Annotated in this window: 18 protein-coding genes; 13 read left to right on the top strand and 5 right to left on the bottom strand. The window is 62.4% G+C overall.

Annotation, left to right across the window (positions count from 1 at the left end; translation table 11 throughout):
• The first annotated feature begins 232 nt into the window (after positions 1–232).
• From ACT4OC_RS02400 to ACT4OC_RS02355, 10 genes are all read left to right on the top strand, one after another.
• Entirely contained in the window at positions 233–847 is a 615-nt protein-coding gene (locus ACT4OC_RS02400) for a ribonuclease H-like domain-containing protein (protein WP_444837408.1), read from the top strand.
• Positions 848–992: 145 nt separating this feature from the next.
• The gene (gene lptC, locus ACT4OC_RS02395) at positions 993–1,721 is read left to right on the top strand and encodes an LPS export ABC transporter periplasmic protein LptC (RefSeq protein WP_444837407.1); all 729 of its coding nucleotides are present in this window, start codon (positions 993–995) and stop codon (positions 1,719–1,721) included.
• 8 nt (positions 1,722–1,729) lie between these two features.
• A complete protein-coding gene (locus ACT4OC_RS02390; protein WP_444837406.1) occupies positions 1,730–2,440 on the top strand; it encodes an LptA/OstA family protein in 711 nt (236 codons plus the stop codon).
• A 219-nt stretch (positions 2,441–2,659) separates the two neighbouring features.
• Positions 2,660–3,667 carry an LPS export ABC transporter ATP-binding protein gene (gene lptB / locus ACT4OC_RS02385; RefSeq protein WP_444837405.1) on the top strand — a complete coding sequence of 336 codons (1,008 nt, stop codon included), beginning with the start codon at positions 2,660–2,662 and terminating at the stop codon, positions 3,665–3,667.
• A gap of 123 nt (positions 3,668–3,790) precedes the next feature.
• Positions 3,791–5,437, top strand: a complete 1,647-nt coding sequence (gene rpoN, locus ACT4OC_RS02380; RefSeq protein WP_444837404.1) for an RNA polymerase factor sigma-54 — start codon at positions 3,791–3,793, stop codon at positions 5,435–5,437.
• Positions 5,438–5,496: 59 nt separating this feature from the next.
• Positions 5,497–6,096, top strand: a complete 600-nt coding sequence (hpf, locus tag ACT4OC_RS02375) for a ribosome hibernation-promoting factor, HPF/YfiA family (protein WP_444837403.1) — start codon at positions 5,497–5,499, stop codon at positions 6,094–6,096.
• Between the two features lie 233 nt (positions 6,097–6,329).
• A complete protein-coding gene (gene ptsN, locus ACT4OC_RS02370; RefSeq protein ID WP_291611527.1) occupies positions 6,330–6,791 on the top strand; it encodes a PTS IIA-like nitrogen regulatory protein PtsN in 462 nt (153 codons plus the stop codon).
• A 141-nt stretch (positions 6,792–6,932) separates the two neighbouring features.
• Positions 6,933–8,645 (top strand): tetratricopeptide repeat protein, encoded by a 1,713-nt coding sequence (locus tag ACT4OC_RS02365; protein ID WP_444837402.1) that lies wholly within the window; start codon positions 6,933–6,935, stop codon positions 8,643–8,645.
• A 103-nt stretch (positions 8,646–8,748) separates the two neighbouring features.
• Complete coding sequence (locus tag ACT4OC_RS02360) at positions 8,749–10,437, top strand: methyl-accepting chemotaxis protein (protein ID WP_444837401.1); 1,689 nt, start codon at positions 8,749–8,751, stop codon at positions 10,435–10,437.
• A 144-nt stretch (positions 10,438–10,581) separates the two neighbouring features.
• Positions 10,582–11,145 carry a hemerythrin domain-containing protein gene (locus ACT4OC_RS02355; RefSeq protein ID WP_444837400.1) on the top strand — a complete coding sequence of 188 codons (564 nt, stop codon included), beginning with the start codon at positions 10,582–10,584 and terminating at the stop codon, positions 11,143–11,145.
• A 262-nt stretch (positions 11,146–11,407) separates the two neighbouring features.
• Here the strand turns inward: ACT4OC_RS02355 and ACT4OC_RS02350 are convergent, their stop codons facing one another.
• Together ACT4OC_RS02350 and ACT4OC_RS02345 are read right to left on the bottom strand one after the other, a co-directional pair.
• Positions 11,408–11,668, bottom strand: coding sequence for a DUF1150 family protein (locus ACT4OC_RS02350; RefSeq protein WP_444837399.1), 261 nt, complete (start codon positions 11,666–11,668; stop codon positions 11,408–11,410).
• A gap of 48 nt (positions 11,669–11,716) precedes the next feature.
• Positions 11,717–12,142 (bottom strand): Hsp20 family protein, encoded by a 426-nt coding sequence (locus ACT4OC_RS02345; protein WP_444837398.1) that lies wholly within the window; start codon positions 12,140–12,142, stop codon positions 11,717–11,719.
• A gap of 319 nt (positions 12,143–12,461) precedes the next feature.
• Here ACT4OC_RS02345 and ACT4OC_RS02340 point away from each other — a divergent pair, with 319 nt between their 5' ends.
• From ACT4OC_RS02340 to ACT4OC_RS02330, 3 genes are all read left to right on the top strand, one after another.
• Positions 12,462–13,526 carry a hypothetical protein gene (locus ACT4OC_RS02340; protein ID WP_444837397.1) on the top strand — a complete coding sequence of 355 codons (1,065 nt, stop codon included), beginning with the start codon at positions 12,462–12,464 and terminating at the stop codon, positions 13,524–13,526.
• Between the two features lie 423 nt (positions 13,527–13,949).
• Positions 13,950–14,192, top strand: coding sequence for a DUF4160 domain-containing protein (locus ACT4OC_RS02335; protein ID WP_444837396.1), 243 nt, complete (start codon positions 13,950–13,952; stop codon positions 14,190–14,192).
• Complete coding sequence (locus ACT4OC_RS02330) at positions 14,179–14,715, top strand: DUF2442 domain-containing protein (RefSeq protein ID WP_444837395.1); 537 nt, start codon at positions 14,179–14,181, stop codon at positions 14,713–14,715. Before ACT4OC_RS02335 ends, ACT4OC_RS02330 begins: the two co-directional genes overlap by 14 nt.
• Before the next feature lie 19 nt (positions 14,716–14,734).
• Here ACT4OC_RS02330 and ACT4OC_RS02325 read toward each other — a convergent pair whose 3' ends face one another.
• The 3 genes from ACT4OC_RS02325 to ugpA all read right to left on the bottom strand — a co-directional run bounded on the left by ACT4OC_RS02325 (position 14,735) and on the right by ugpA (position 17,704).
• Complete coding sequence (locus tag ACT4OC_RS02325; protein ID WP_444837394.1) at positions 14,735–15,817, bottom strand: sn-glycerol-3-phosphate import ATP-binding protein UgpC; 1,083 nt, start codon at positions 15,815–15,817, stop codon at positions 14,735–14,737.
• Positions 15,818–15,974: 157 nt separating this feature from the next.
• Positions 15,975–16,823, bottom strand: coding sequence for a sn-glycerol-3-phosphate ABC transporter permease UgpE (gene ugpE, locus ACT4OC_RS02320; protein WP_444837393.1), 849 nt, complete (start codon positions 16,821–16,823; stop codon positions 15,975–15,977).
• Complete coding sequence (gene ugpA / locus ACT4OC_RS02315) at positions 16,823–17,704, bottom strand: sn-glycerol-3-phosphate ABC transporter permease UgpA (protein WP_444837392.1); 882 nt, start codon at positions 17,702–17,704, stop codon at positions 16,823–16,825. Before ugpA ends, ugpE begins: the two co-directional genes overlap by 1 nt.
• Positions 17,705–17,770: the final 66 nt, after the last annotated feature.

The following is a 17,770-nucleotide window of genomic DNA, read 5'->3' as shown; positions in this document are numbered from 1 at the left end:
TCCAGACATGGGAACAGCATATCACGGCTGCGGCCAGGGTTGTTTCGGGGGCACAAAAGCCGGTACACAACCTGTCACCGGGAAAGTTCAAAAGCCGGACAAACCAGCAAAGCTGGCACGTGGAGCTTTGTCCCGCCGGTCCCGATTTGATGTAAATGCCCTGCGAGCGCTCGCCCGGACCGGCATTGGGCGATAGTTTGGTGACGATCGATTCGAGAGGTTTTTGGAAAACATGACCATCCGCCTGCATCGCGGCGACCTGCCCGATCTTTCGCGCTATACCAACTCGGTGGCGATCGACACCGAGACCATGGGGCTCAATCCGCATCGCGACCGGCTCTGCGTGGTGCAGATGTCGAATGGCGACGGCTCGGCGGACATCGTCCAGGTGCCGAAGGGCCATCGCGACGCGCCGAACCTGAAGAAGCTGCTGGCGGACCCGAACGTCACGAAGATATTTCACTTCGCGCGCTTCGATCTCGCCGCGCTCTACAACACTTTCGGCGTGATGCCCCAGCCGGTCTATTGCACCAAGATCGCCTCGCGGCTGTCGCGCACCTATACCGACCGGCACGGGCTGAAGGACCTCGTGCGCGAGGTGTTGAACGTCGATCTGTCCAAGCAGCAGCAGTCGAGCGACTGGGGCTCGGACAATCTGAGCGAAGCGCAGCTCGCCTACGCCGCCTCCGACGTGCTGCATCTGCATGCCTTGCGCGAAAGGCTCGATCCGATGCTGGCGCGCGAGGGGCGCACCGAGCTCGCCAAGGCCTGCTTCGGGTTCCTGCCGGCCCGCGCCATCCTCGATTTGCAGGGGTGGGAGGCCGAGGACATCTTTGCGCATTCGTGAGGTGAGGCGTCGCAGCGGTAGATCGGCCCTGTTTCGGTCACAGTGGTGAATGAAGGCGGGCTGCAATGGCCGGCGAATACGGGTACAATGACCCGGATATTCGAGCCATGTTTTGGGCGGGCAATGGGCCGCCCCTGGAGCCGCGGTGAACTTCGTCCAGAACCAGACCTTCGATGCGACGCTGGAGGCGCGCTTTGCGGCCGCGGCGCGTCACAGCCGCATGGTGCGCGTCCTGCGCATCGCCGTGCCGGCGGCGGTGATCCTGGCGATGACGGGCGTGGTCGCCGTGTCGATCTTCAACCCGTTCCGCATCCTGATGCCGAAGCTGCCGGTCCAGATCGACAACCTCGTCGTCTCCGGCAGCAAGATCACCATGGAAAATCCGCATCTCGCCGGCTTCTCCGCCGACCGGCGTCCCTATGAAGTGCGGGCCAAGGCGGCGATCCAGGATCTCGCCAAGCCCGACAATGTCGAGCTGCGCACGCTGCGCGCCAAGGTGATGATGGAAGACCGCTCGACCGTGACGCTCGATGCGCGCACCGGCTTGTTCGACAACAGGCAGCAATTGCTCGAGCTGAAGAAGGACATCTTCCTGCAGTCCTCCACCGGCTATGAAGCCAGGCTTTCCCAGGCGACGCTCGACATCAACAAGGGCCTGGTGACGTCGAACGAGCCGGTCGACGTCAAGCTGCTCAACGGCACGCTGTTGGCCGACGGGCTGAAGATCGTCAACAGCGGCGAGATCGTGCGTTTCGAGGGCAATGTCAGGATGAACCTGATGATGGACCAGCCGGAGGCCCCGCCGGCCGAGCCCGCCGAGCCGCCGAAGACGCGCTCGCTCGGCAGTAGCGCCAGGCCGGCCGGCGCGAAGTGATTCCTGCGATGCAGCTTTTCTCCCTCAGCTTCGATCGATGGCTTGTGCGCGGCTTGTGCGCGGCGCTTCTGCTGGCTGCGTTGGCGCCGCTGGAGGCGCGCGCGCAGAATTCGATGCAGGGCGTACCCAATGCGATGCAGGGTTTTTCGCAGAACCGCGACAAGCCGATCCAGATCGAGGCGGCTTCGCTCGAGGTGCGCGACAAGAAAAAGGAAGCGACCTTCTCCGGCAATGTGAAGGTGGTGCAGGGCGACACCACCATGAGCTCGAGGTCGCTGGTGGTGTTCTACGACCAGGGCCCGCCGCCCGAGCAGCAGCCGGCCGCGCCCAAAAAGGGCGCGAAGGCCGCGGCCAGCGCGCCGATGCAGTCGGCGACCCCCGGGCCCGGCGGCAGCTCCTCCATCAAGCGGCTGGAGGCGCGCGGCAGCGTGGTGGTCACGCAAAAAGAACAGGTCGTCACCGGCGATCTGGCGGTGTTCGACACCAGGGCCAATTCGATCACCATGTCCGGCGGCGTGGTGCTCACCCAGTGCAAGAACGTGCTGCGCGGCGACCGCCTCGTGGTGGACATGACCACCGGCGTGTCGCGGGTGGAATCCGACACCCGTGTGCAGGCCCTGTTCATTCAGGGCTCCGAGGGCTGCGGAGGGCCGTCCAAGGGCGGAGCGCCAGCCCCGCCGCCCGGGATTCCTTCGCTAATCCCGGGCAAACAGAAGTAGAATCAATCACTTGTGAATTCGCTAGGGCACGCGAGGTTGAAGCGGGCGGCTTCAGCCTGTATCTAGCGTGGCGGCGGCTGGCGGACGGGGAAGCGCCTGTTAGGGGCGCGATCCGCTGGGCAAGGGGCATCCATTCATTCATGGTTCGCATGAGGGCGAATCGAATCTCGCCGCGGGCGTTTGCGCTGGCGTCACCGTGAAAGGCTGAGCGAAGCGGCGATGGTGGATTTACTCGGCATGTTCCGGCGTCGCCCGGCGAAGGGGAAGCCCACCGGCTTTGCCCGCTCGCGCGAGGACATCACCGCGCTCGGCGACTCCTTCGGCGACCTGCTCTCGAACCCGGTGCGCGACGCCCCGCCGATCGCCCGCGACGGCTCGGCGCCCGCCGTCGGCCTGCCGTTGGCGGAACCGGCGCGCGCGCCGCACCCGCTGGCGCCGAACAAATCGAAGCCGGCCGCCAAACCCAGGAAGAGCAATGGCGGCGGCCCGCAATTGCTGCGGCGGCCCGGGTTCCTGGCGGTGCATAGCGTGGAAAAGAGTTTCGGCAGCCGCCAGGTGGTGCGCGGCGTTTCCATCTATGTCCGCCGCGGCGAGGCGGTCGGCCTGCTCGGCCCCAACGGTGCCGGCAAGACCACCGTGTTCTACATGATCACCGGACTCATCAAGGCTGATCGCGGCGCCATCGAGCTCGACGGCCACGACGTCACCCAGCTGCCGATGTATCAGCGCGCCCGGCTCGGCATCGGCTATTTGCCGCAGGAAGCCTCGATCTTCCGCGGCCTCACCGTGGAGCAGAACATCCGCGCCGTGCTCGAGGTCGTCGAGTCCAGTCGCAAGAAGCGCGAGCGCGAGCTCGACGCGCTGCTCGACGAGTTCAACATCACGCGGCTGCGCAAGTCGCCGTCGATCGCATTGTCCGGCGGCGAGCGCCGCCGGGTCGAGATCGCGCGCGCACTCGCCACGCGTCCGAACTACATGCTGCTCGACGAGCCGTTTGCCGGCATCGATCCCATTGCGGTGGGCGACATCCAGGACCTGGTCCGCCATCTGACCAATCGCGGCATCGGCGTCCTGATCACCGACCACAATGTGCGGGAAACCCTCGGCCTGACCGACCGCGCCTACATCGTCTATGCCGGCGAGATTCTCACCGAAGGCAGCCCCGACGAGATCGTCAGCAACCCGGACGTGCGTCGGTTGTATCTGGGCGAGGAATTTCGGCTCTAGCCTGTTGCGGTGCGGTAACCATCGCGCCGTTAGCCCAAATTTTGCTTACGTCAAGCCGTGTACAAGGGCTCTGGACTAGTTTAAGCAAGAATCGGACCAAGTTCTGGACGATTTCTTGCCCCTATGGCGCTGACACAGAGATTAGAGTTCCGCCAGTCGCAGTCGCTGGTGATGACGCCGCAGCTGATGCAGGCGATCAAGCTGCTGCAGCTGTCCAATCTCGACCTGTCGACCTTCGTCGAGGAGGAACTGGAGCGCAATCCTCTGCTGGAGCGCGCTAATGACGGCCCCGAGCCGCCGGTGGCGGGCGAGGCGATCGAGCCGGCCCCGTTTGCCGATACGGGCGGCGCCGAGGACGCGAGCGGCGAGTATTCCGCTGGCGAGTATTCCGCCGGTTCGTCGGAGGGTTTCGAGCCCGGCCAGGAAGAATGGATGAACCGCGACCTCGGCAGCCGCGCCGAGATCGAGCAGACGCTGGACACCCGTCTCGACAACGTCTTCACCGAGGAGCCGGCGGAAGCCGCCGCGCGCGCCGCCCAGGATGCCGCGCCCACCGCCTACACCGAATGGGGCGGCGGTGCTTCCAGCGACGAGGACTACAATCTGGAAGCCTTCGTCGCCGCCGAGGTGACGCTATCAGACCATCTCGCCGAGCAGCTTGCGGTCGCCGTGTCGGCGCCGGCCCAGCGCATGATCGGGCAGTACCTGATCGATCTCGTCGACGAGGCGGGCTATTTGCCGCAGGATCTCGGACAGGCCGCGGAGCGGCTCGGGGCATCCGGACAGGCGGTCGAGGAAGTCCTCGCCGTCTTGCAGAAATTCGATCCGCCCGGCGTGTGCGCGCGAACCCTGAGCGAGTGCCTCGCCATCCAGCTGCGCGAGCTCAACCGCTACGACCCCGCCATGCAGGCGCTGGTGGAGAATCTCGACCTGCTGGCGAAGCGCGACGTCACCGCACTTCGCAAGCTCTGCGGCGTCGACGACGAGGACATCACCGACATGATCGGCGAGATCCGCCGTCTCGATCCCAAGCCGGGCCTGAAGTTCGGTTCCGCTCGCACGCAGACCGTGGTGCCCGATGTCTATGTGCGGCCCGGTCCCGACGGCGGCTGGCACGTCGAGCTGAACAGCGACACGCTGCCGAAGGTGCTGGTCAACCAGACCTACTACACCGAGCTGTCGAAGACGATCCGCAAGGACGGCGACAAGTCCTATTTCACCGATTGCCTGCAGAATGCGACCTGGCTGGTGCGTGCGCTCGACCAGCGCGCCCGCACCATCCTGAAGGTGGCGAGCGAGATCGTGCGCCAGCAGGACGGCTTCTTCACCCATGGCGTGGCGCATTTGCGGCCGTTGAACCTGAAGGCCGTGGCCGATGCGATCCAGATGCACGAGTCCACGGTGTCGCGCGTCACCGCCAACAAATACATGGCGACCAATCGCGGCGTGTTCGAGCTGAAATACTTCTTCACCGCCTCGATCGCTTCGGCCGACGGCGGCGAAGCGCATTCGGCCGAAGCCGTGCGCCACCACATCAAGCAGCTGATCGACGCCGAGAGCCCGGCTGCGATCCTCTCCGACGACACCATCGTGGAACGCTTGCGCGCCTCCGGCATTGATATCGCACGCCGCACCGTCGCAAAGTACCGCGAGGCGATGCGGATTCCCTCCTCGGTGCAGCGCCGCCGCGACAAGCAGAGCATGATCGGACACGCCCTCTCGGCTTCCGCCGCCAACTCCGACCGGTCCCGCGATACCGCGCCGGCCTGATTGCATCGGCGCCAAATCGTAATAGGCTCAATCCCCCTGACATATCCGAGGCATCGTCCATGACTCTTCGCATCTCGGGAAAAAGCATCAGCGTCGGCGAGGCGCTGCGCAGCCGCGTCAACGACCGGACCGATGAAGTCCTGCGCAAGTATTTCGACGGGAATTACTCGGGGCACATCACACTGTCGAAGGATGGCTTCGGCTTCCGCACCGACTGCGCGCTGCATCTGGATTCCGGCGTCGTGCTGGAGGCCGATTCGAGCGCGGCGGACGCCTATGCCAGCGCCGACCAGGCCCTGCTGATGATCGAAAAGCGGCTGCGCCGCTACAAGAGCCGGCTCAAGGACCGCTCGGCGCGCAAGGCGCACGCCGCCAACGCCGCCTTTGCCGAGATGGAAGCGCCCGTGCTGGACGCGCCGGCTTACGTCATCGAGGCGCCGGCCCATGACGAGGAGAACGCCACCTACAACCCGGTGATCATCGCCGAGACCACCAAATCGCTGAAACGGCTCTCGGTCAGCGAGGCGGTCCAGGAACTCGATCTCACCGGCGCCACCTGTCTGGTGTTCCAGCATGGCTCCAGCGGCCGGGTGAACGTGATCTACCGCCGCGCCGACGGCAATGTCGGCTGGGTCGATCCGCCCGCGGTTACCCCCTGACCATATGCCGCGGCACATTGACGCCCGACATTGCCCGCCCTTATGGTCCGCCGCCCTTAAGGGGGTAGGACTACGGAACCGGCGCTTAAGAGTTGGCACCGAAAATGCTTTGGAGTAGAAGCCCCCGGAATCGGGACCCGGGCCTAAGCCCGCCTCCCGCCTCAACTTCTTGACGCCACGCGCCTTAAGACTATCTCGCAACCTGACGGCTCAATTCATCCCCGGACGCCCCTATGACGATTACCGATCTGGTCGCGCCAGAGGCGATTCTCCCGGCATTGAAGGTTTCGAGCAAGAAGCAGGCGCTGCAGGAGCTGGCGGCGAAGGCAGCCAGCCTCACCGGGCAGAACGAGCGTTCGGTGTTCGAGGTGCTGCTGCAGCGCGAGAAGCTCGGCACCACCGCGGTCGGCTATGGTGTCGCCATCCCGCACGGCAAGCTGCCGAAGCTGGAGAAGCTGTTCGGACTGTTCGCGCGGCTGGAACGGCCGATCGACTTCGAGGCGATGGACAGCCAGCCGGTCGACCTGATCTTCCTGCTGCTGGCGCCGGAGGGCGCCGGCGCCGATCACCTGAAGGCGCTGGCCCGGATCGCGCGCCTCTTGCGCGACCAGGACGTCGCCAAGAAGTTGCGTGCCTCGCGCGATGCGCAGGCGATCTACTCGGTGCTGGCGCTGCCGCCGGCCAGCGCGGCCTGAACGGTCCACCACCAAGGCAAGAAGCCGCACCCCTGACAACGGGCTCCGTGACGGAAGTCACAGGTCCGGCCGGTCTCTCCGTCCATACTGGCGGCCATACCATTGGCCAAGAGGGCCGGACCGGCAAGCAGGGTGGCGACCATGCGGAATCGGATTGCACTGGCTTTCAGTTTCTTCTCCTTCATCAGTCTCGCGTCGGCCGGGCCTGCGGCCGCGGACGACCGATCGACCTGCGCGCAGCGCGGCAGCGACGACCGGATCGCGGCCTGCTCGCGGGTGATCGAAAAGAGCGGCAGGCGCGACGCCTGGGCCTATGACAACCGCGGGGCCGAATACGGTAACAAGGGTGACTACGATCGGGCGCTTGCCGACTTCAATGAAGCCATCCGCATCAATCCGAAATTCTCGCTGGCTCACAGGGACCGCGGCCTCGTTCTCGTTCGCAAGAACGAATTCGAACGCGGCATCGCCGACCTCAGCGAAGCCATCCGGCTCGATCCGAAGAATCTGGACGCCTACAACGAGCGCGGCATGGCCTATGTCGCCACCGGCGACGCCGAGCGCGCGCTTGCCGATTTCAACACGGCGATCCGCGTCAATCCGAAATTCAAGTTCGCCTATTACAATCGTGGGCGCCTGTTCGGCAACAAGGGATATTTCAGCCGGGCGATCGAAGATTTCTCCGAAACCATCCGCATCGATCCGGAATTTGCGATGGCCTACAATTATCGTGGAGTGGCCCTGCAACAGAACGGCAATACCGAGCGCGCCGTAGCTGATTTCAGCGAAGCGATCCGGATCAGTCCCAGGCTCGCGGTTGCCTATGTCAACCGTGGCAATGTCTATCGTCAGCAAGGCAGGTCCGATCGTGCCCTTGCCGATTACAACGAGGCGCTGCGCATCGAACCGCAATACACGGCGGCGCTCGTCAATCGTGGGCTGACGTATGAGAGGACCGCAGATCTTGCCAGGGCGCGTGCCGATTTTGACGCAGCGCTTTCCGGCCCGCAGAAACTTGACGGCGCGAAACAGGCGCAGGACAAGGCCAGGGAACGGGTCGCCGCGCTCTCCGACACTTCCGCAAAGCCGCCGGCAACCACCTCAACGGCGGTCATCACGCTCCCCGGGCCATCAGGCAGCAACGACAAGCGCATAGCGCTCGTCATCGGAAACTCCGCCTACGAGAATGTCGCAGCGCTTGCCAACCCCGCGCGCGACGCGGCGCTGGTAGCCGAGGCGCTGAAGGTCACGGGCTTCGATTCCGTCACGCTGCAGACGGATCTGCGAAAGGATGCATTGACGGCGGCGCTGCGCGACTTTGCACGACAGGCGGAAACCGCCGACTGGGCCATGGTATACTACGCCGGTCACGGCATGGAGGTCGGCGGCGTGAACTATCTGATTCCGATCGACGCGAGGATCGTCTCCGATCGCGACGTCAGCTTCGAAGCGGTGGCGCTCGAGCAGGTGATGAACGCGGCCGAACGCGCCAAAAGGCTCCGCCTCGTCATCCTCGATGCATGCCGCGACAATCCCTTCGCCAACCAGATGAAGCGCACCATGACGCTGGCGTCGCGCTCGGTGTCTCGCGGTCTTGCGGCCATCGAGCCCGAGGCGGGCACGCTGGTGGTGTATGCCGCCAAGGACGGCGAAATGGCGCTCGACGGACAGGGCAGCAACAGCCCGTTCGCCACGGCGTTCGTGACCAACATGCGCAAGCCCGGTCTCGAAGTGCGCCGGCTGTTCGACGTGGTGCGCGACGACGTCATGGAAGCGACCAATCGTGCACAAAAACCGTTCAGCTACGGATCGATCTCGGGCCGGCAGGACTTCTACTTCGTCGCCACAAGATGAAATAATAGGCAACGTTAGATAGTTACGCCGGGATAAACGCAATCTTAAGCTAAATCACCGCTATTTTCAGGCGCTTGATTTTCCGCGTCTGGAGAAGATTGCGATGACGCTGCGTTTGACGATTTCTCGCGCGATACTGATTTTCGGCCTGATCACCGCAGCCGGCCTCGGCGCCGTCATCGCCACCAGCGTCTATGGCATCGCCCAGCTCAAGGTCGGCGGCCCGCTCTACAACCAGATCAAGCTCGGCAACGACCTGATCGCCGACATCCTGCCGCCGCCGGAATACATCATCGAATCCTATCTCGAGGCGACCCTCGCCCTGCGAGATCCGTCGCGGCTTTCCGTGCATCGCGACCGGCTGGCGCAGCTCAAGAAGGAGTATGATGAGCGGCGCGAGTTCTGGATCAAGTCCGACCTCGATCCCGTGCTCAAGGCCAAGCTGGTCGACAAGTCCGATTCCGAGGTGCGGCGGTTCTGGTCGGCGCTGCAGGACGGCATGCTGCCGGCGCTGGCCAAGGGCGATGCCGCCGCGGCGGCAAGGGCCTATGCGGAAATCTCGGCACGCTATACGGCGCACCGCGCCATTATCGACGACATCGTCAAGCAGACCAACGATCGGAATGCGGCGACGGAAGTCGCTGCGACCGGGCGCGTCTCCACGTTCACGCTATTGCTATGGAGCGTTTCCGCCGTGGTGTTCCTCGTGATCGGCGCCGGCATCTTCGGCGTTGCATTCGGCGTCATCCGCCCCATCGCCCAAATGACCGGGGTGATGAAGGGTCTCGCCGGCGGCGATCTCGGCGTCGCCGTTCCGGCGTTGAGCCGTGACGACGAGGTCGGCGCGATGGCCCGCGCGGTCCAGGTCTTCAAGGAAAACGCGCAGCGCGTCCGGTCGATGGAAACCGAACAGACGGGACTGAAGCGAAGGGCCGACGAGGACCGCAAGGCCGCCATGCTGGCGATGGCGAACGGATTCGATTCCGTGATCGGAAGGATCGTCCAGGCCGTCTCGACGGCGTCCTCGGAACTGGAATCCTCGGCCGGAAGGTTGACCAAGACCGCGGAAGTGACGCAGTCGCTCTCGGCCACGGTCGCGGCCGCATCGGAGCAATCCTCCGTCAACGCGCAGTCGGCGGCGGCCGCCGCCGAAGAGATGGCCTCGTCGGTGTCGGAGATCGGCCGCCAGGTCAACGATTCGCACCGAATTTCGCGCGAAGCGGTCGGCCAGGTCGAAGAGACCAATGCGCGCGTCGCCGATCTGGCGCAGTCCGCAGGTAGGATCGGCGAGGTCGTGAAGATGATCAGCGCGGTGGCCGAGCAGACCAATCTGCTGGCGCTCAACGCCACCATCGAGGCGGCCCGTGCCGGCGAAGCGGGACGCGGCTTTGCGGTCGTTGCCTCCGAAGTCAAGGCGCTCGCCACGCAGACCGCGAAGGCGACCGAGGAAATCAGCGAGCAGGTCAGCCAGATGCAGGCGGCGACCGATCAATCGGTGGCGGCAATCCGCGGGATCGGCAGCACGATCGGCCGCATCGCGGAAATCTCGCAGGCGATCGCGGCGGCCGTCGAGGAGCAGGGCGCCGCAACCCAGGAGATCTCGCGCAACGTGCAGCGCGTGGCGCAGGGCGCTTCGGAGGTGGCGGGCAGCATCACCGACGTCAACCGCGGCGCCGCCGACACCGGGGCCGCGTCAACGCACGTCCACGGGCTGGCGCAATCGCTCTTGGGACAGAGCAATCATCTGAAGGGCGAGGTCGAGAAATTCCTCTCCACCGTGCGCGCGGCTTGAGCGCGACCCTCACGACTCGTCGTCACGCCGGCCCCGAACACGTCAGCGAATCTGACCGGTAGCATATGAGGCGGTTGATCTGGCGCAAAAAAAGTACCGCGCCAGAGAGTAGGTTTTTTACGATCTACTCTGTGGAGCGCTGCCATGATCATTGAGCGCTTATCCCAAGAACATCGAAATATCGAGAGGCTGCTCGCCATCCTCGAGAGCGAACTTGAGGTTTTCGACCGCGGGGACCGCCCTGACTACGAGGTCATTCGCGCGATTCTCAGCTATTTCGAAGTCTACCCGGAGGTGTACCATCATCCCCAGGAAGACTTGGTCTTTGCAAAACTGAGAATGCGTGATCCTGCCGCAGCCGCGAAGGTCGGCGATCTCGCTCTTGAACACCAAAAAGGGGCCGAACGCCTGCGCCGCGTCGCCCACGCTGTCGACAACGTTCTCGCTGATCGCGAAATCCTTAGGCAAGATGTCGATGCCATCATTCGCGATTTCGTCGAGCACGAGCGGCGCCACATGATGATGGAAGATCGCAACTTCTTTCCCGCGGCCCTCAAGGCGCTAGAGCCCCAAGACTGGACAGAGATCGCTTCGGCCTTGACCAGTCGCAAGGATCCGCTGTTCAGCGATGCCGCCGAAGAGCGGTTCGATAAGGTCCGCGCGCATATCCAGCGGCTCGAGCAAGAGGCAGAAGATCAGCGAAAATAGTGGAGATTCTTTCCCGCTCGATTTTGAGTGCCAAACCTTATTGGCGAGGACGTCCAGCGCGCGCAACGATGGGCATCGGATTGACCGTTAGCGAAATCTTGTTTTTCCGGCAGCGCCAACTTCAGAAAATACGCGGGCGGTTCTCCGCATCCGGAAAACGCACCCGCGTATGGTTGAATCTATCCAGCGGCGACTTTCTGCCGCGAGAAACCTGCTTGGCTTGAGCGCAGCCAGCCGCGTCAATGACACCGCAAACGCGGGATCAGTGCACGCTGACGGCCTGCAGCTCGTTGCTCCACGCATTCGCCACCGCTGCTTCCCGGCTGTCGGTCAGCATGATCGGCGTGCCGTCGGCGGCATGCAGCGCAAAGAGCTTGAGGCCCGGCGCGATCTTCGGGGCCTGGGGGAAGAGATCAGGCACGTCCTCGGAACGAACCTGCTTCACATAGGCGATATGGCCTTCGCCAAGATGGGCCAGCGCCTCCAATGACACCCTTTCGGTCGTCGCACTCACATCACTCATGGTCTCGACTCCTTATGAGACAAGCGGTCGAGTCCGCTCCTCGTTCCATTATTCGTGCTCATTGATGGCTATTGTCTTAATTACCCTTTCAGGTTCCGGCCTGGCGAGGTCGATGGACAACAGCCCGTTCTTCAGGTCCGCACCCAGCACCATCATCCCCTCCGCCAGCACGAAGGTGCGCTGGAAGTGGCGCGCGGCAATGCCGCGATGGATGTACTGCCGGGTCTTGTCGTCCTGCTGGCGGCCGCGGATGACGAGCTGGTTTTCCTCAGTAGTCACATCGAGTTGGTCGCGGGTAAAACCCGCCACCGCCAGCGTGATGCGCAACCGTTCGGGCTGGCCGTTGGTGCGCTCGAACCGCTCGATGTTGTACGGAGGATAGCCGTCGGCGCCCTTCACGACGCGATCAAGCGCCCGCTCGATTTCGTCGAATCCAAGCAGAAACGGGCTGGAGAGCGAAGGAACACGTGACATTACAAAGTCCTCTCGAAGCGACTTTGACGCCTCGGGCCCTTGCGGCACCCTCGGCGCATGTCCGGGAGGCGATTCATTCGCCGCCGGACAGGAACAATATGGCGTTGGTGGGGTGGGGGTTCAAGTGGCTCTGGAGCCCCCACATCGGGCGCAAGTTACTCCGCGAAAATGACAAATTGCTAATAATACCAATGGGATGAGTAGAAACTGCCCTCACTCCTGAAAGAGTGCGCAAGAACGCGAATTTTGCATTCTTGTTGAGAACGCGGAATCGGTATATGGTTCCCGCCCTAAATCGACATGGGACCGGAAAGATCCTTTGAACCAAGAACCCAACCTCAATCTGGAAGCGATCGAGCTGGAGGAGGCTCGTCTGCGCGAGCGACTGGCGAAACTTGCTGTCTTTAAGCAACTCGCTCAGGAACTTCAGATTCCTCTATCCGTCCCAGCCAACTCAACCGGCCCGCTCCCAACCACTTCTGCTGTTGTTGATGCCAAGCCGCTCAGTTTCGAATTTGACGGGACCTTCGCGGGCCTCGTTCATTGCTATCGCACCGATGAACGGTCGCCGTATCGCCAACTCAAACACAACGTGCGCAACAACTACGATGCGCTGTTCAATCGTCTCATTGAGGATGTGGGCGATGAGTTGGTGGGTGACTGGAATGCTCAGCGTATCAGGAATGTCTACGACAGTAGTTGGGCAGCAAATGGCAAACTCCATATGGGCCACAGCATGGTCGGGAAGCTACGCCTGCTTTGCACGTACGGTTCAACCACGCTCAATAACGATGCCTGTATTCGTCTTAGTGCGATTTTGGGCAACATGAGGTTCCAGATTCCAAGGTCGAGCGCTGAGCCGCTTACGGCCGAACATGCACGAGCAATTCGGGAGAAAGCTCACGCAAGTCAACTGGGTTCAATAGCGCTGGCTCAAGCCTTCCAGTTCGATATCCAGCAACTGCGACAGATGGATGTAATTGGGGAGTGGGTCCCGCTCAGCGAACCAGGCACCTCAGACATCACTAAGGGGAAGGAAAAGTGGCTACGTGGTCTCAGGTGGTCCGAGATCAATCAAGAGCAAATGACTCTCCGAAGAATGCAGACTAGCGGCCGGCAGAACCAGCAAAGAGAACTTGTAGTCGATCTAAAGGACTGTCCGATGATCATGGAGGAATTGAACAGAATCCCTCCTTGGAATCGTCTTGGCCCAATGATCGTCAACGAGAAAACTCGCCTACCTTGGATTGGCTCAGAATTCCGTAGGAAGTGGCGGCAAGTTGCGGACGCGGCTGGTGTGCCAAAGGCCGTGAAGAATGCGGAAAGCGGCCGGGCTCAAGATTCACTCTCGCCAAATCAGAGATCGTCCGACGTTTTTGGGTGATGGTCTCAAAACGAATCCGGGGCCTTTCGGCCCCGGTCTCTCGAACCAAGTATGGCACCCGTTGAAGGCGGGTCGAAAGGTAGGTGGTACATGACAACATAAAGCTATCGAGCCACCGTTGAGGCAATCGGTCCCGTTGCAGCGGGGCTGGTCGCTTCAACATGGGGGGCCGGGTCTGGAGACGCTCGCCGGATTTCCACCTGCGCGGGCTTGGGTCCAATCCCCAACCGGTCCACGCTTTTTATATATCAGAATCACACACTTACGTCCAGTTGGGGACTTTAGTGGCCAGTACTCACTCTTAAGAAGTGAAATTCCAGAGCGTCAGGCTGCGATCTCCGAAAATTCACACCAGTGCAACTATTTCACACTTTTTTGTTGAATGTGTGCAACTATTGCACTAAGAGCCTATTGTAGGCCAGTATGGCGAGCATAAATGCTCCCCTAAGCAACTGTAAGATCTACATTTATCCGGGGGACCACAATCCTCCGCACTTTCATCTGAAAGGGCCCAATTCTCGGGCTTCGATCGATTTGGTGACTTTGGAAATTATTGCTGGAAAGGCATCGCGGGCGGATTTGGCCGAAGTCAAAGAATGGGCCGCAAAGCCAGAAAACTTGGCTGTCTTAGTATCGGAGTGGAGAAGGCTCAATGAGCGTGAATGACATCGTTGACAGCGGAATTGAGCTTCCGCGGATGGCGAATGTCCAACCGCTCGATGACTTTGTGCTTCGGGTTAGATGGGCAGAGGGCCCTCGTAAAGGCCGCGAAGACTTGGTTGACGTTAGTCCCGCAATCTTCAGCTACAAAATTTATCGTCCTTTGAGAGACGAGCACCTCTTCTTGAAATGCACCATTGCCGAAGACGGTGATGCCGTGACGTGGGGTAGCGATGATCTCACAATGTCCGCCGATGCGATTCAATCTCTCGCGCAGGAAAGTTGGACGCCGTCGGAATTCGTAGCATTCTTAGAGCGGAATAAACTCACTCAGTTAGCTGCAGCCGCGCTCCTCGGCAGAAGTCGACGACAAATTGCGAATTACGTGACAAGAGGCCCTATCCCACGCGTTGTTGCGCTCGCCTGTTATGGATTCGAATCTCTGCGGCGAGATAAGTTCTTGAAAGGCTCCGACGGCATCAACCCGCAACCCGCCCCAGTCCGTCGCCGAGCGTCGGCCGACAGCTGACTGGCCATGCTACTTGATGTCACACGATTTCCAGTCGTCTCCGCCCATCCGCGCTGAACAAATGCAGCTTGTCCCTCGTGGCGACCGCCCGAATCCGCTCGCCGATGGCGGGGCCGACGGCGCCGGGGATGCGGACGATGACTTCGCCGGGCGGCAGGTCGCCGGGGTTGGCGGCAACGCCTTGCGTGACGTCCTGGCGCGAGCCGTAGACGAAGGTTTCGGCGCCGACCTTTTCGATAGCCTCCACCGTGAGGCCGAGGGCGACACCGCCGGAAACGTTCTCGCTGGTGATGACGAAGTCCTCGGGGCGGATGCCGAGGATGCCGGCTTCGCTCGCGGGAAGCTGCGATTTCAGCTCGTCCGATTGCAGCGGCATCAGGTTCATCGGCGGGGCGCCGATGAAGGAGGCGACGAAGGTGGTCGCGGGCTTCTGGTAGATATCGAGGGGGTTGCCGATCTGCTCGACGCGGCCGACGTTCATTACCACCAGGATGTCGGCAAGGGTCATCGCTTCCAGCTGGTCGTGGGTGACGTAGATCGACGTCGTGGAGAGCCGGCGCTGTAATTTCCGGATTTCGACGCGCATGGCGATGCGCAGCTTGGCGTCGAGATTGGACAGCGGCTCGTCGAACAGGAACGCCTTCGGCTGGCGCACGATGGCGCGGCCCATGGCGACGCGCTGGCGCTGGCCGCCGGAGAGCTGGCGCGGCTTGCGCTCGAGCATGGTGGAGAGCTCGAGGATGCGCGCGGCTTCGCCTACGCGCGTCTTGATCTCGGCTTCCGGCATGCCGCGGTTGCGCAGACCATAGGCCATGTTGTTGTAGACGCTCATGTGCGGGTAGAGCGCGTAATTCTGGAACACCATGGCGATGTCGCGGTCGGCCGGCTCGACGTCGTTGACGACGCGCCCGCCGATGTCGATCTGCCCTCCCGTGATGGTCTCCAGCCCCGCCACCATGCGCAGCAGCGTGGACTTGCCGCAGCCGGAGGGGCCGACCAGCACGCAGAACTGGCCGTCGCCGACCTCGAAGTCGATGCCCTTGATGGCCTCGAAGCCGCCGGCATAGGTCTTGCGGACGTCGCGTAGGGTTACGTTGGCCATCGTCTCACCAAACCCCAAATCGTTGGGTGACGTCATTGCGAGGAGCGAAGCGACGAAGCAATCCAGCTTTCCTTGCGCGGAGAGATGGTTTGCTTCGCTTCGCTCGCAATGACGGAGAAATCCCGATTCGCCATTCGCTACTCGCCATTCGCCTCTCTCATTTTTCCGTCTGGACCAGGCCGCGCACGAACAGCCGCTGCATGAAGATGACCACCGCGACCGGCGGCAGCATGGCGAGCACGGCGGTCGCCATCGCGAGCTGCCATTCGGCGAGTTCGTCCTGCGCCACCAGCATCTTCTTGATGCCGATCACGATGGTCTGCATCGAATCCTGCGTGGTGATCAGCAGCGGCCAGAGATACTGGTTCCAGCCATAGATGAACTGGATCACGAACAGCGCCGCCATGGTCGTGACCGACAGCGGCAGCAGCGTATCCTTGAAGAAGCGGAACGGGCCGGCGCCGTCGATGCGCGAGGCTTCCAACAGCTCGTCCGGAACGGTCATGAAGAACTGGCGGAACAGCAGCGTGCCGGTGGCCGAGGCAATCAGCGGCAGGATCAGGCCGGCATAGCTGTCTAGCATCTTGAGGTCGGCGACCACCTTGTAGGTCGGATAGATGCGCACCTCGACCGGCAGCATCAACGTGATGAAGATGATCCAGAACGCGGTCTTGCGGAACGGAAAGCGGAAATAGACCACCGCATAGGCCGACAGGATCGAGATGAAGATCTTGCCGAGCGCAATGCCAATCGCCGAAACGAACGAGTTGATCAGCATGTTGGCGACCGGCTCGCGGCTGGTGCGCGAGCCGCCGATGAAGATGGCGCGGTAGTAGTTCTCCAGCGCCTGCGTGCCCGGCGTTGCCGGCATGTTGCCGCCGACCACGGTCGCGGCATCGTGGGTCGAGGCGACGAAGGCGAGCCAGACCGGGAAGACGACGATGAATATGCCAAGCGTCAGGATGGCGTAGGCGATGAAATCGCTGAGCGGGCGGTGCTCGACCATCAGTACTGTACCTTGCGTTCGACGTAGCGGAACTGGATCGCGGTCAGCGCGATCACGATGACCATCAGCACGACAGACTGCGCCGCCGAGCCGCCGAGGTCGCCGCCGAGCCGGCCGTCGGCATAGACCTTGTAGACCATGGTGGTGGTGGCGCCGGCAGGCCCGCCGCCGGTGACGGCGTCGATGATGCCGAACGTGTCGAAGAAGACGTAGACGACGTTGACGACCAGCAGGAAGAAGGTGGTCGGCGACAGCAGCGGGAACACGATGGTCCAGAAGCGCCGCATCGGCCGGGCGCCGTCGATCGCGCTGGCCTCGATCACGCTTTTCGGGATCGATTGCAGGCCGGCGAGGAAGAACAGGAAATTGTAGGAGATCTGCTTCCACACCGAGGCCATCACCACCAGGATCATGGCGTGGTCGGCGTTGAGCAGGGGATTCCAGTCGACGCCCATGCCGCGCAGCGGGCGCGACAGCAGGCCCAGCGAGGGCTGGAACATGAAGAACCAGAGCACGCCGGCCACTGCGGGGGCGACCGCATAGGGCCAGATCAGCAGCGTCTTGTAGCCGCCGGCGGCCTTGAGGCTCTTGTCGGCCTGCGTTGCGAACAACAGCGCAATGGAAAGCGACAGCACGGCGACCAGCGTCGAGAAGATCGCGGTCGTCAGCATCGATGCATAATAGGCGGGCTGGACGAACAGCGCCTGGTAGTTCTCGAGGCCGACGAACTCGGAGACGAGGCCGAACGCATCCTCGCGCAGGAAGGATTGCCAGACTGCCTGGCTGGCCGGCCAATAGAAGAACACGATGGTGATGACGAGCTGCGGGAACAGCAGGAAATAGGGCAGCAGCCTGTTGTTGAATACGGTCGACTTTTCCATGCAACCCTGCCGTCATTGCGAGGAGCGAAGCGACGAAGCAATCCACCTGCCCGGATGCCGGACTAT

It is taken from the genome of Bradyrhizobium sp. (assembly GCF_052389815.1).
GTDB lineage: Bacteria > Pseudomonadota > Alphaproteobacteria > Rhizobiales > Xanthobacteraceae > Bradyrhizobium.
This window is presented reverse-complemented; position numbering and strand designations above follow the sequence as displayed.

Coding starts and splice junctions, on each gene's coding strand:
- ACT4OC_RS02400 (WP_444837408.1), top strand. CDS start 233: ATGACCATCCGCCTGCATCGCGGCGACCTGCCCGATCTTTCGCGCTAT.
- ACT4OC_RS02390 (WP_444837406.1), top strand. CDS start 1,730: ATGCAGCTTTTCTCCCTCAGCTTCGATCGATGGCTTGTGCGCGGCTTG.
- lptB (WP_444837405.1), top strand. CDS start 2,660: ATGGTGGATTTACTCGGCATGTTCCGGCGTCGCCCGGCGAAGGGGAAG.
- rpoN (WP_444837404.1), top strand. CDS start 3,791: ATGGCGCTGACACAGAGATTAGAGTTCCGCCAGTCGCAGTCGCTGGTG.
- hpf (WP_444837403.1), top strand. CDS start 5,497: ATGACTCTTCGCATCTCGGGAAAAAGCATCAGCGTCGGCGAGGCGCTG.
- ptsN (WP_291611527.1), top strand. CDS start 6,330: ATGACGATTACCGATCTGGTCGCGCCAGAGGCGATTCTCCCGGCATTG.
- ACT4OC_RS02365 (WP_444837402.1), top strand. CDS start 6,933: ATGCGGAATCGGATTGCACTGGCTTTCAGTTTCTTCTCCTTCATCAGT.
- ACT4OC_RS02360 (WP_444837401.1), top strand. CDS start 8,749: ATGACGCTGCGTTTGACGATTTCTCGCGCGATACTGATTTTCGGCCTG.
- ACT4OC_RS02355 (WP_444837400.1), top strand. CDS start 10,582: ATGATCATTGAGCGCTTATCCCAAGAACATCGAAATATCGAGAGGCTG.
- ACT4OC_RS02350 (WP_444837399.1), bottom strand. CDS start 11,668: ATGAGTGATGTGAGTGCGACGACCGAAAGGGTGTCATTGGAGGCGCTG.
- ACT4OC_RS02345 (WP_444837398.1), bottom strand. CDS start 12,142: ATGTCACGTGTTCCTTCGCTCTCCAGCCCGTTTCTGCTTGGATTCGAC.
- ACT4OC_RS02335 (WP_444837396.1), top strand. CDS start 13,950: ATGGCGAGCATAAATGCTCCCCTAAGCAACTGTAAGATCTACATTTAT.
- ACT4OC_RS02330 (WP_444837395.1), top strand. CDS start 14,179: ATGAGCGTGAATGACATCGTTGACAGCGGAATTGAGCTTCCGCGGATG.
- ACT4OC_RS02325 (WP_444837394.1), bottom strand. CDS start 15,817: ATGGCCAACGTAACCCTACGCGACGTCCGCAAGACCTATGCCGGCGGC.
- ugpE (WP_444837393.1), bottom strand. CDS start 16,823: ATGGTCGAGCACCGCCCGCTCAGCGATTTCATCGCCTACGCCATCCTG.
- ugpA (WP_444837392.1), bottom strand. CDS start 17,704: ATGGAAAAGTCGACCGTATTCAACAACAGGCTGCTGCCCTATTTCCTG.